Annotated in this window: 10 protein-coding genes; 5 read left to right on the top strand and 5 right to left on the bottom strand. The window is 63.9% G+C overall.

Annotation, left to right across the window (positions count from 1 at the left end; all coding sequences use genetic code 11):
- Positions 1–224: 224 nt before the first annotated feature.
- Both MESAU_RS05935 and MESAU_RS05930 read right to left on the bottom strand, forming a co-directional pair.
- Complete coding sequence (locus tag MESAU_RS05935) at positions 225–1,703, bottom strand: TadE/TadG family type IV pilus assembly protein (protein ID WP_015315151.1); 1,479 nt, start codon at positions 1,701–1,703, stop codon at positions 225–227.
- A 384-nt stretch (positions 1,704–2,087) separates the two neighbouring features.
- Entirely contained in the window at positions 2,088–2,957 is an 870-nt protein-coding gene (locus MESAU_RS05930) for a transglutaminase-like domain-containing protein (RefSeq protein ID WP_015315150.1), read from the bottom strand.
- A gap of 193 nt (positions 2,958–3,150) precedes the next feature.
- Between MESAU_RS05930 and MESAU_RS05925 the strand changes: the two genes are divergently transcribed.
- Entirely contained in the window at positions 3,151–3,816 is a 666-nt protein-coding gene (locus MESAU_RS05925) for an HAD-IA family hydrolase (protein ID WP_015315149.1), read from the top strand.
- 9 nt (positions 3,817–3,825) lie between these two features.
- Here the strand turns inward: MESAU_RS05925 and MESAU_RS05920 are convergent, their stop codons facing one another.
- On the bottom strand, positions 3,826–4,047 hold the full coding sequence (locus tag MESAU_RS05920) for a DUF1674 domain-containing protein (RefSeq protein ID WP_015315148.1): 222 nt from the start codon (positions 4,045–4,047) through the stop codon (positions 3,826–3,828).
- A gap of 105 nt (positions 4,048–4,152) precedes the next feature.
- On the opposite strand from MESAU_RS05920, the gene htpX reads away from it, so the two are divergent.
- Positions 4,153–5,175, top strand: a complete 1,023-nt coding sequence (gene htpX / locus MESAU_RS05915) for a zinc metalloprotease HtpX (RefSeq protein ID WP_015315147.1) — start codon at positions 4,153–4,155, stop codon at positions 5,173–5,175.
- Entirely contained in the window at positions 5,172–6,560 is a 1,389-nt protein-coding gene (locus MESAU_RS05910) for an RsmB/NOP family class I SAM-dependent RNA methyltransferase (RefSeq protein ID WP_015315146.1), read from the top strand. The genes htpX and MESAU_RS05910 overlap by 4 nt, the downstream gene beginning before the upstream one ends.
- Before the next feature lie 97 nt (positions 6,561–6,657).
- On the opposite strand, the gene MESAU_RS05905 is transcribed toward MESAU_RS05910, so the two are convergent.
- Positions 6,658–7,590: a phytanoyl-CoA dioxygenase family protein gene (locus tag MESAU_RS05905; protein ID WP_041163645.1), complete on the bottom strand. Its 933-nt coding sequence runs from the start codon at positions 7,588–7,590 to the stop codon at positions 6,658–6,660.
- Positions 7,591–8,013: 423 nt separating this feature from the next.
- Between MESAU_RS05905 and MESAU_RS05900 the strand changes: the two genes are divergently transcribed.
- Complete coding sequence (locus MESAU_RS05900) at positions 8,014–9,738, top strand: heparinase II/III family protein (RefSeq protein WP_015315144.1); 1,725 nt, start codon at positions 8,014–8,016, stop codon at positions 9,736–9,738.
- Positions 9,739–9,842: 104 nt separating this feature from the next.
- On the top strand, positions 9,843–11,459 hold the full coding sequence (gene purH, locus MESAU_RS05895) for a bifunctional phosphoribosylaminoimidazolecarboxamide formyltransferase/IMP cyclohydrolase (RefSeq protein WP_015315143.1): 1,617 nt from the start codon (positions 9,843–9,845) through the stop codon (positions 11,457–11,459).
- 39 nt (positions 11,460–11,498) lie between these two features.
- Here the strand turns inward: purH and MESAU_RS05890 are convergent, their stop codons facing one another.
- On the bottom strand, positions 11,499–12,872 hold the full coding sequence (locus MESAU_RS05890; protein WP_015315142.1) for an MFS transporter: 1,374 nt from the start codon (positions 12,870–12,872) through the stop codon (positions 11,499–11,501).
- Positions 12,873–12,908: the final 36 nt, after the last annotated feature.

The raw sequence follows: 12,908 nt of genomic DNA, 5'->3' as shown, positions 1-12,908 counted from the left end.
TGAGTGTGTGTTCAACAAATCGAAAGGAGGTGATCCGATGTCGAGTGATTTCGTTTTCCAGAACGTGGGCTCAGCGGATTGCACTTTCGGGAAGCAGTCTTCCCGTTAAGGCGCGAGATGCGCGGTCGGTGACGTAAGCGTCACCACCATTGAGCCGCGCCATGGACGGAAACACGGAAGGCCGCCGGCTTCGAAAGAAGCGGCGGCCTTTTCCTTTTCACGGATTATTGGGTCAGTACGACCTTTTCGGTGTTGCGGATGATTTCCTGAAAGGCATTATCCAATTCCAGCCCGGTGGACACCTCGAAGTAATGTCTGTCGGCGGCGGAGGCGTCTTTCGAAGAACAATCCTTTAGCACCGCCTTTGCCTGATCCCTCTCGGTTGCCGACATATCCTTATCGTTGAGGTCGAAGCCGATGGTGAAAATCTCGATGTCGTCATTTTTCATATTGCCGCACAGCGTTTCAGCATTGCCGCGCGCAAGGTTGCCTTGGCTGTTGTATCTCCCAGCAACACCCGCGAAGGCGGTATTGAACTGGCCATCGGTCATCAGGATCGCAACCTTGGCGACCTTCTTCGCATCGGCGTTCGAAGCGCCGTTGCCGAGACCGGCATTCTCGATCGCAGCGCGCCATTGCGGCGACAGCATGTAATAGGTCCACTGAATGGCGATCGCGCCGGCCGTATAACCATCGGCCTGGAAGTCGTCGATCGAATCAAGCAATGCCTCCGAATCCGCGGTCAGCGGGATCACTTGCGCGTCAGGACACTTGTTCATTCCCTGGTCGCTGAGATGATCGTCCCGATTTACCAGGGCATAATATTTCTTGCCGTTCCTGTCTGTGCGAACCGTGTCAGGGCCATCGGCGCTCAAGTCGGCATCGCCGTTCTTATTCTTGCGCTCTGTAGCGCAATTATCCGGGTGTGGCATGGCCGCCCCAACAATGGAGACGTAGTCGCTGAAGGACGGCAGCAGATTTTTGCCCGTCTTGGCAACGAGAAGCGAACTGCCGGCGACGGGTGGTAGTTCAGAACTCCCTTGCTTCTCGGCATAGACGTTTTCGGCCAGTTTTCCGGCGTTCACGCCAGATGCATAGGGCACAATCGCGACACGGACGCGGGGGGTCTTCGGGTCTTGGTTCTCGAGCATCGTCTTGACGGCGTTCGTCGCAGCGACTTTCAGATCGCCGATCTTGTTGACGTTGCCCCGCCTGGCCATCGATCCCGTTATGTCGAGCATCATGGCCACCTCTATCTGCTTGTCGGAATAGAGCGCCGTGGTGGAAGCGCCGACGCGCTGCATGTCACCGGTGCTGAACAACGGGAAATAGAGGCCGACATCGACGTGGGCATTCGCCCGGACCGTGTTGGCGGTCCTGTCGACGATCAGCTTGTCGAGCACGATCTGGCCAGCGTGCAGAATGCCCGCCGCGCCGTTGGCGTCGAGAAGGGCCTGCACGGATTTGTTTGCGTCGGCCTCCTTGATGGCGCCGGTGGTCAGGTCACGTGCCGTCGATGTCACTGCCGCGTCGAGCACGCCCTGCAGGCTCGATCTGGCGTTGTAGAGCTGCGTGATATTGACCGAGAAGCCTGCGGCCAGCGCCAAGACCGAGGCAGCAAAGCCGAACAGGACCGCGAAATTTCCACTGCGGTCTCTGGCGAAGCCGCCGACCGCGTGAACAAGACCCCCGTAATTCCGCATCCAACAGCCTCCACTTGCCTCGGCCTCGTCGCCGCATCGGGGACAATGCAGGATTCCAGCCGGAACGGGAGGCGACCCGATCCGCGATCGGGAATTCACCAGCAGAACATTGCTTTTATTGGATTTTCACGGGGTAAGGAGGTGAACGGTCGGTAAACGTCAGCGTGTATCCGCGCGCGTCTTTACCGGACGCTTACCATGCCCAGACCGAAGTGCTGGTCCGGTGTCTGGCGACGTCTTGTTGCGGCACAGCATCTCTGTCCCGAAGCGGGCCAACTGTCCCAGGATTGCGAAGCATGTCGAGGCACAAACCCGGCCAGGTGTGTTGAGATTCAGGTCAGGCCAAGCCATTTGCAGCCCGGCCTCACCTGAATATCAACGCAGCTAGGCCAGCATCCGCGCGCTGACCGTCCTGTCGATGCCGTGATAGGGTGGATTGAACAGCCTGCCTTCCTGTTCGTAGGTCCATACCTTGAACAAGCTCAGCCGGTGCGGGCCGAAACTGTGCAGCAAGGGTACGTCGGTGGCGTCGCGGCCGCGCGCAATGACGACGCGACCGGTCCTCGGCCGGTTGTGGCGCGGGTCGAACGTATACCACTTGCCGTCCAGGAAGGCTTCCATCCAGGCCGAGAAATCCATCGGCGCGGGATCCGCCGGCACGCCGATATCGCCGAGGTAGCCGTTCACGTAGCGCGCCGGAATGTTCATGCAGCGGCAGAGCGTGATCGCCAGATGGGCAAAGTCTCGGCACACCCCGACACGTTCCTCGTGCGCTTGCGCGGCGGTGCGGGTCGAACGGGCATAGCCGTAGCCGAAGGACAGGCGGTTATGGACATAGTCGACGATCGCCTGCACCCGCGCCCAGCCGGAAGGAAGATGGCCGAAGAGCTGCCAGGCAAGGTTACTCAGATGATCCGTCTCGCAATAGCGGCTGCCCAGGAGATAGAACAGCACCTCGTCGGGCAGCTCGGCGACGGGCATTTCCCGGGCCAGCGTATTGACCTCATCCGTCTCGCCGCTGTCCTCCACGACCGCGTCATAAAGGATGCGAAAGCCGCCGGCCGGCGCAGTGAAGCGGCGGCAGGCATTGCCGTGCAGGTCATGATAGAGTCTGGTCGGCACCGAAGGCGAGGTCAGGACACGCGTCTGCCGCTTGATGTCGGCCTGCCTGTCCTTGTGAATCTCGAGCAGCGAAATCACCGGAGTGGCCTCGGCGCACTCGATGGCAATCTCATAGCCGAGGCGTATCAGCATGGGCGTCGTCCCTTGGTTCGCGTGGTGGGAATTGTACGTTTGAAACGTTGCAAGGTGACGGTGGTTCCCTGGATCGCGCCCCAAATGCGCTCGCGCGCCTTTCCCCAAATGCGCTCGCGCGCCTTTCCATGTCACCGCCTTGGCGTTACGGTTGCGTCCTCCTCGACCCCTCCCCCGCACTTCAAGGAAAATCATGTTTGCTGGCAGAAAATTCGCCGCCTTCCTCTTCGATATGGACGGCACGCTCATCAATTCCATCGCCTCGGCGGAGCGGGTCTGGGGCGATTGGGCGCGGCGCCACGGCCTCGATGTCGCGGCCTTCCTGCCGACGATCCACGGCGTACGGGCGATCGAGACCATCACCGCCCTGGCGCTTCCGGGCGTCGACCCGGGACACGAAGCGGATCTGCTGCTGAAGGCCGAGGCCGACGATCTCGACGGCATCGTCCAGATCGCCGGCGCCGTGGCATTCCTCAATTCCCTGCCGCCGGAGCGCTGGGCGATCGTAACCTCGGCGCCACGCTCGTTGGCGCTTGCACGCATGAAGGTCGCCGGCATTCCCGTCCCCGCGGTCCTCGTCGCGGCGGAGGACGTTTCCCGCGGCAAGCCGGCGCCAGATTGCTTCCAGCTCGGCGCAAGACGCCTTGGCTTCGACGCGCGCGATTGCCTGGTGTTCGAGGACGCCCCGGCCGGCATCGCGGCGGCGGAGGCGGCGGGCGCTTCGGTCATGGTGATCAACGCCACGCACCAGCACCCCCTGGCAACACAGCACGCCGCGATATCAGGTTATGACGCAATCGGCATCACCGTCGACGAGCGAGGCTGGGTTGCGCTCGAGCCGCAGCGCAACGCTGCTTGAGATCAGTCGCTAGAAATCACTGGTCAGGCCTTTGACCTCCCAGTCACCATAGCGGCCGGGCTCCTTGCCGCCACGGCCGCCGATCTCCCGCGGAAGTGCTGCTTCCTTGCGGCGGTAGTCCTGCCGCCTTGCCTCGGCTTCCTGCAGCGCGCGGCGGGCGGCGGGCGTCAGCTCCCGTGGCGGCGTGCCATCGTCCGGGCCGGGCGGCGTTTTACTGGTTTCGTCGTTCATGCGATATTTCCAGTGGATTGAAACGGGAACGGGCGTTTCCCATCATATAGCGATGACCTCACGAGGATCGAGCCTTTTTCACCACCATCCGGACAGGAGCAGACGATGAACACCATTCGCACCGCCATGCTTCTCGCCGCCATGACGGCGCTGTTCATGGGCGTCGGTTTTTTGATCGGCGGTTCGGGCGGCATGATGATCGCGTTGGTCATTGCCGCCGGCACCAATTTGTTCAGCTACTGGAACGCCGACAAGATGGTGCTGTCGATGAATCGCGCCGTCGAGGTCGACGAGAAAAACGCGCCGGAATATTACGCCATCGTCCAGGCGCTGGCCAAACAGGCCGGCCTGCCGATGCCCAGGACCTATCTGATCGACAATCCGCAACCGAATGCCTTTGCCACCGGCCGCAATCCGCAGAACGCGGCGGTCGCCGCCTCCACCGGCCTGCTGCAGCGGCTGACCCATGAGGAGGTCGCCGCCGTGATGGCGCATGAGCTCGCCCACGTCCAGCACCGCGACACGCTGACCATGACCATCGTCGCCACCTTTGCCGGCGCCATCTCGATGCTCGGCAATTTCGCCTTTTTCCTCGGCGGCAGCCGCGAAAACAACAATCCGTTCGGCTTTGTCGGCGTGCTGGCGGCGATGATCGTGGCGCCCTTCGCCGCCATGATCGTGCAGATGGCGGTCAGCCGTACTCGCGAGTACGAGGCCGACCGGCGCGGCGCCGAAATCTGTGGACACCCGCTGTGGCTGGCCTCCGCGCTTGACAAGATCGCCCGCGGGGCCGAACGCATTCCCAATCCCGATGCCGAGCGCAATCCGGCGATGGCGCATCTCTTCATCATCAACCCCCTGCATGGCGAGCGCATGGACAGTCTGTTCTCCACCCATCCGAGCACCGACAACCGCATCGCCGCGCTGCAGGCGATGGCACAGCGGATGGGAGAAGGCGCTCCGCCAGCCACGCAGCGCCAAGCGCCGATGTCAACGCAGGCTGACGAGCCGGAGATGACCGGACCGTGGGGCAAGCCAACCGCGCCAGAACCGGCGACCGGGCCGGCCAGCCCAAAATCCAATCCGTGGGGTCGCAATCCGACCGGACCCAAGGGCCGGTGGTCGTGAGTGTCGCGGGCAGGGCACCTCGACGCACGGTTCCAGGCGATCAGGATCACAACGCCGGCGGCGAATTCGTTGCCGGCCTGGCCGCGCGCAAGGCGGCGGCACGGCTTCTGGCCGCCGTCATCGACGCCCGCACGCCGCTCGACGGCCTGACCGATCACGAGAACGGCCATCCGCAATACAAGGCGCTCGATCTGCGCGACCGTGGCCTGGTGCGCGCCATACTGGTCACCGCGCTGCGCTACCGCATGACCATAGCGGGGCTCCTGGCGCGGCGCCTGGAAAACCCGCTGCCGCCCAACGCAACCGCCTTGTCGCATATCCTGCATGTGGCGGCGGCGCAGATCCTGTTCCTCGATATTCCCGACAGCGCCGCCGTCGACCTCGCGGTGACCCACGCCAAGTCCGATCCTCGCACGCAGCGCTTTTCCGGCCTGGTCAACGGTGTGCTGCGCACGCTCGCGCGGGCCAAGGAATCCGAGCTTCCGGCCGCGCTTGCCGCCACCGACGAAGCGCCGAAATGGTTTTCCGACCGGCTGAAGGCCGCCTATGGCGCCGAGAAGGCCCGGCAGATCCTGGCTGCCCACCGCCACGAGGCGCCGGTTGATTTCTCGGTCAAGGCCGATCCCGAACTCTGGGCCGAAAAGCTTGGCGGCATTGTCCTGCCGACGGGCACGGTTCGGGTGGAGAAGCTTGCCGGCGCTGTCACCGAATTGCCGGGCTTCGCGGAGGGTGCATGGTGGGTCCAGGACGCGGCGGCCGGCTTGCCGGCAAGGCTGTTCGGCGATGTCAGCGGATTGCGCGTCGCCGATCTCTGCGCTGCGCCCGGCGGCAAGACCGCGCAGCTCATTCTCGCCGGTGCCAAGGTCACCGCCGTCGACACTTCGAAGAACCGGCTGGCGCGGTTGACGCAGAACCTTGCGCGCCTCGGCCTCTCCGCCGAAATCGTCCAGGCCGATCTGCTCAAATACGAGCCGGCGGAGTTGTTCGACGCCGTGCTTCTCGACGCGCCATGTTCCTCGACCGGCACCGTTCGGCGACATCCCGACGTGCCGTGGACCAAGACGGCGGCGGACGTCGAAAAACTCGCCGACCTGCAACGCAGGCTGCTCGCCCGCGCCGTGATGCTGGTCAGGCCCGGCGGCCGGATCGTCTTTTCCAATTGTTCGCTCGATCCGCGGGAAGGCGAGGAACTCTACCGCGCCTTCCTGGTCGACAATCCGGGGGTGACCACCGATCCGATCCGGCCGGGTGAATTTGCCTGTCTCGACCCGTTCCTCACATCCGATGGCGCGCTGCGCACCACGCCCGCCGACATGGTGCTGGGCGCACCCGCGATTTCCGGCCTCGACGGCTTCTACGCGGCCCGCATGCGGCGTGCCGGCTAAAGCAATCCCGGGAAAAGCGTGTAACGGTTTTCCGTCCGGAATTGCGTGATAACAAAGAGTTAGAACGGTCGGCGATCCCATCAAACGCTGTACCACTCTAAAGCATGTCATCAAGGCTCCAATGATTGCCCCAGCGGGCATCGATTTCGTCGTCGACATTCTGGTAGCGGATATCGGTCGACAGCCGGATCAACCCATCGAGGCTCTGGTTGGTCGTCGAGGCATGGATCATGTAGGGCGAGTGAAGGACGATGTCGCCCGCTTCGAAATCCGCCATCAGCCAGCGCGTGTCGAACCGCTCCGCCATATCGGGCAGGTCCTTCGACACCCAGCCGCCCTCACTCATGTTGCGATTATAGGCACTGATGCGCTCCTGCGGACTGAGAGCGGAATTGTCCTTGTTGAACTGTCCCTCCAGGGCGGCGCCGACGGCGTGTGATCCCTCCAGGTAGACCAGGCCGCCCATGTCGATGGTCGTGTCGCCGATCGGTATCCAGGTCGTCACCACCCGGTCGGTGCCTCCGCGCAGATAGACGAGATCGTAATGCGCCGGCGTCGCGGTGGCCGTTCCAGGCAAGGTGAAGCGCATGATCTTGCGTTTGTGCAGATAGGATAGGCCGCCCACGAAAGCGTCCATCAAGCGCGACAGGCGCGGCTGCGCGCAAAAGCCTTCATAGCCGGTTGACCGGACCACCGACATCAGCCGGCGCTCGGCGAGCTGACGGTCGATGGCACGATCCGAAGCGATGCCGAGCGAGGGATCCGTCCCGGGTTCCAAAAGCCCGCTCTCGGCAAGATGGGAAAGCACCCAGCCACGAAAATCGATCACTTCCCTGCGGGGCAAAAGGCCCTTCAGCCAGACATAGCCTTGGGTCGCATAAAGATGCCGGATGGCTTCAATGCCGACGGACGGGTCGGTCGCGGAAAGGTATCCGAGCCTGTTCGGCATTGTCGACAGCAGCTTGCCGTCAGCTGTGAGGGCAACCGGCGGGGTGTCCGGAAATGCCTGCTCATCCGTTGATACCGACATTTCAATCACCTGGATCGGTTCGACCTTGGCCGGAGAATACCTTATCATTCGGCCCCTTCCTATGGATAGGAAACCGACCTCCATCTGCTCACGCCATTTCAGCCGCGCATCCTGTTCGCGAGGCAATTGCGGCGGCTACCGATTCGATCGAACGGTCGCGACGAGGGTCTATATCGGCGATGCCTTCCGCGTTCCGCGGCCCTTTCGGGACCGCGAAAACTGTTGGCCCAGCGCGTTTGGCCGCCGCCGCAAGAAGACATAAGTCGCAGGAAAACCGGCTGTATGGCCCGGAAAAGACGTGACTTTTTTAGGGGCGACCCGGCCACGGCCCGTTGCGCGCCTTACCGAGGCGAAATCCGCCTTCGCATAAGTTCTTGAATCATATAAGCTTGTGCTTGGGATAGAGGACGACCAGGAGGGGTTTTGGCACTTGCTGCCGGCAACACGACGCGTCTGTGGACGCTGGTCGCGAAGGAGTTCTGGTGCAAGACGCGCCGGCGCCTGCGCGCCGGGCCGATCTATCGCTGGCGCTATTCGGGCCGCACGCCCGAACGTGTCCTGATCGCACCGCCGGACCTGCGCCTCGCCGATCCGCAGATCGCGCTCGAGATCTACTACGGCCGTTATCCCCTGTCCGGCCACCTGGTCGAGACCGGCGGCAAATCCCCTTTCCAGATTAATGTCCCCAATCACGGTTGGCAGAAAACGCTGCATGGCTTCCGCTGGCTGCGCCATATGCGCGCCGCCGGCACCGAGCTTGCCGCCGCCAACGCCCGTGCCCTGGTTTCGGACTGGATCGCGATGCATGGCAATCATATTTCGGGCGTTGCCTGGGAGCCAGGCACGACCGCCAAACGCATCATTGCCTGGCTGCAGCACTCCTCCATCGTGCTGCAGGGTGCCGAGTTCCCCTTCTACCGCGCTTTCCTGAAATCGCTGGCCATGCAGATCCGCTATCTCAGGTCGATGGCGCGCGAAATGCCCGACGGCAAGGACCGGCTGCGCGCCCGCATCGCCCTGGCCTTCGCGGCGCTGTCCCTGCCGGCGCCGGCCTCGGCGCTGCGCGGCGCCACCCGCAACCTCGCCGGGGAACTCAATCGCCAGATCCTTGCCGACGGCGGTCACATCTCGCGCAATCCAATGGCGGTGCTGGAAATCCTCGCCGACCTCCTGCCGCTGCGCCAGACCTATGCCAACCAGGCCGAAGCGCCGCCGCAGGCGCTGATCGGTGCCATCGACCGCATGCTGCCGGCATTGCGTTTCTTCCGCCACCAGGACGGCAGCCTCGCCCGGTTCAACGGCATGGGCGCCACCATCCATGACCGCATCGCCACCATCCTGCGCCATGACGACACCGCCGGCGCACCGCTGCTGCATGCGCCGCATTCGGGCTATGAGCGGCTGGCGATGGGCGGCACCACCGTCATAGCCGATACCGGCCTGCCGCCACCGGTCGACGTGTCCAATGCAGCGCATGCCGGCTGCCTTGCCTTTGAACTGTCGTCGGGCCGCCAGCACTACATCGTCAATGCCGGCATCGACACCTACGGCGCCGCCGAGTTCCGGCCGCTGGCCCGCGCCACCGCCGCGCATTCGACGGCCACCATCAACGACACGTCTTCGGCGCGTTTCACCCACGCGCTGCGGGTAAACGACCAGTTGGGTTCACCGTTGATCGGCGGCCCGCAGCAAGTGCAGTGCAAGCGCATCGACCAGAAGGGCGTCCACGGCTTCATCGCCCGTCATGACGGCTATCTCCAGCGTTTCGGCTTCCTGCATGAGCGCGAGCTGAAACTCTCCTCGGACGGCAATGTGCTGGTGGGCCGGGACGGGTTCCAGCGGCCGGGCAGCACAGCGATCCGCAACAATGGCCGCGATTTCATCACCGTGCGCTTTCACATCCACCCCGACATCAATCTGCTGCAGGACCAGCAGGAGCGGCTGGTCCTGACCGGCGATCAGGCCGATACCTGGGTGTTCACCTCCAGCGAAGTGGTGCCCGAAGTTGAGGAATCGATCTATTTCGCCGGTCTTGGCGGTCCGCGCCGCAGCCGCCAGATCGTACTCGCCTTCAAGGCGTCCGAAATTGCCGATGTCCACTGGCAGCTGACCCGCACAAAGATCGCCGGTTATCCCGAAAACAATTGAGCTTGCGGCGGCAATGGCATGCCGCGAAAAAGCCAATGCTTGATTTCCGAGCCTCATGTGCTACGGCGCGGGCACGCTCCTCCAGACATGAAAGGCCGCCAGCCATGGCCGTTCCTGCCAAAAACATTCCCGCCCCGGACCTCGTTCCGGTCCGCCGTGCGCTGCTCTCCGTCTTCGACAAGACGGGCTTGATCGACTTTGCCAGGGCACTGGCCGCGGCCGGCGTCGAGCTGGTCTCCACCGGCGGCACGGCAAAAGCGATCGCCGAGGCCGGCATGGCGGTGCGCGACGTCTCCGAGCTCACCGGCTTCCCCGAGATCATGGATGGCCGCGTCAAGACGCTGCACCCGTCCGTGCATGGCGCGCTGCTTGGCGTGCGCGACGACCCCGAGCACGCATTGGCGATGCGCAAATACGGCATCGAGCCGATCGATCTCGTCGTCTCCAATCTTTACCCGTTCGAGGAAGTCCGCCGCTCCGGCGCCGACTACGCGGCGATCGTCGAGAACATCGACATTGGCGGCCCGGCGATGATCCGCGCCTCGGCCAAGAACCACGCCTATGTAGCCATCGTCACCGATCCCGGCGATTACGCCGCTGTGCTCAACGCGCTGGAGATGAACATCGGCTCTCTGTCGTTGGATTTCCGCAAGAAGCTGGCGGCGAAGGCCTTCGCCCGCACCGCCACCTACGATGCGGCGATCTCGGGCTGGTTCGCCGAGGCGCTGGAGATCGAGCATCCAACCTGGCGCGCTTTCGGCGGCAGGCTGGCCGAGGTGATGCGCTACGGCGAGAACCCGCACCAGGGCGCCGGCTTCTACGTCAATGGCGACAAACGGCCGGGCGTCGCCACGGCGCGGCAGCTGCAGGGCAAGCAGCTATCCTACAACAACATCAACGATACCGACGCCGCTTTCGAATTGGCCGGCGAATTCGATCCCAATCGCTCGGCCGCCGTCGCCATCATCAAGCACGCCAATCCGTGCGGCGTGGCCGAAGGCACATCGCTGAAAGCGGCCTACGCCAAGGCGCTCGCCTGCGACCCGGTCTCGGCCTTCGGCGGCATCGTCGCCTTGAACCGCACCCTTGACGCCGAGGCGGCCGAGGAAATCGTGAAAACCTTCACCGAGGTGATCATCGCGCCCGACGCGACCGACGAGGCTGCTGCAATCATAGCTGCCAAGAAGAATTTGCGCCTGCTGGTCACCAGCGGTCTGCCGGACCCGCGCACGGCCGGCACGACGGTCAAGTCGGTTTCAGGCGGCCTGCTGGTCCAAGGCCGCGACAATGCCGTGGTCGACGACCTCGACCTGAAGGTGGTAACGAAGCGCGCGCCGACGCCGGCTGAAATGGCCGATCTCAAATTCGCCTTCCGCGTCGCCAAGCACGTCAAGTCGAACGCCATCGTCTACGCCAAGGACGGCGCCACGGTCGGCATCGGCGCCGGCCAGATGAGCCGGGTCGATTCTTCGCGCATCGCCGCGCGCAAGGCGATCGACGCAGCGGAGACGGCAGGCATGGCCGAGCCGTTGACCAAGGGCTCGGTGGTCGCTTCGGATGCCTTCTTCCCCTTCGCCGACGGCCTGCTGTCGGCCATCGAAGCCGGTGCCACCGCCGTGATCCAGCCGGGCGGTTCGATGCGCGACGACGATGTCATCGCCGCCGCCGACGAACACGGCATTGCCATGGTCTTCACCGGCGTACGGCATTTCCGGCACTAACCTGCCGCTCGGCGGCCAGTGGGGTGAATATCGAAGCATCTACTCCGGCCGATCCGCCGGATATGGCGTGCGAACCAGGATCGCCATGCCGATGGCCAGGAACAAAATAATCGCCGCCATGCCAAGCCGGGCCGAGCCGCTGGTGGCGGTAATCGTCGCCACCATGAACGGTGCCAGGAAACTGGTCGCCCGACCGGCCAGCGCATAGATGCCGAAATAGCGACCGGATTCGGCTGCGGTCACGCTGCGCGCCATGTAGGAGCGCGACGAGGCCTGCACCGGCCCGAAGGCCAGGCCGATCAGCAGGCCGTAGATGATGTAGGCCTTTTCGGCCGCCGTACCGAACAGGCCGCCTGAATCGGAGGTCGAAAGCTGGATCAGGCCGAGCAGCGTGAATCCAGGCCCGGTCGAGACCACGCCGATAGTGGCGATGGACAGCATGACCAGCGAAATCATCACCACCGCCTTGGAGCCCAGCGCGGTGTCCAGGCGGGCGGCGACCCAGCAGCCAAAGATGGCGACGATATTGAGGATGATGCCGAACATCCCGATCTCGGTGATCGACCAGTGGAACATGCCCGCCGCGAAGGTGCCGCCCAGCGCCAGCAAGGCATTGACGCCATCCTGGTAGATCATGCGGGCGACGAGAAAGCGGAAGATGCCGCCGCGCTTGCGCACCTCGGCCAGCGTCGATTTCAGCTCCGACAGGCCCTCGCGCACCGCCGGCCCGACCGGGATGCCCTTGATGGCGTCGGGCGTAAAGAAAAACATCGGCAGGATGAACAGGAAATACCAGCCGGCCGACAGCGGCCCTGTGGCGCGAGCATCCTCGCCCAGCTGCGGATCGAGCCCGAACAGCGGGGTGATGCCGATGATCGTCTTGCCGGTCTCCGGCGAGCCGGCCAGGCAGGTGACGACGAAGATCAGTGCGATCATGCCGCCGAGATAACCGAGGCCCCAGGCCACGTTGGAGATGCGGCCGATCTCGCTCTTCGGCACCAGCCGCGGCATCATGGAATCGTTGAAGACAGTGGAGAACTCCGCTGCCACCGAGGCCAGCGAGAACAGCGCCACGACCAGGAACAGGTTGGAACCCGGCGCGGCGAACCAGAGCAAGGTGAGACTGGTGATCTTGATCGCCGCGAAAAACGCGATCCACGGCTTGCGGGGCCCGGTCTGGTCGGCGATCGATCCGAGGATCGGCGATAGCACCGCGATGACCAGCCCGGCCGCGGCGATGCCATAACCCCAGACGGCCTGGCCAGTGGTTGGATCGCCCGCCATGCGCGAAACGAAATAGGGGCCGAAGATGAAGGTGGTGACGACCGTGAAGAACGGCTGCGCCGCCCAGTCGAAGAACATCCACCCCCAGATGCCGCGCCCGGATGCCCGCTGCACTGTCTCTACCGCCATAGTGATTCCCCCGGCGTCCGCTCCGCCCATTTCGGG

The sequence above is a fragment of the Mesorhizobium australicum WSM2073 genome (genome assembly GCF_000230995.2).
Classification (GTDB): Bacteria; Pseudomonadota; Alphaproteobacteria; order Rhizobiales; family Rhizobiaceae; genus Mesorhizobium; species Mesorhizobium australicum.
Note: the sequence above shows the minus strand (reverse complement) of the source record. Positions and strands in the feature narration are given on the sequence as shown.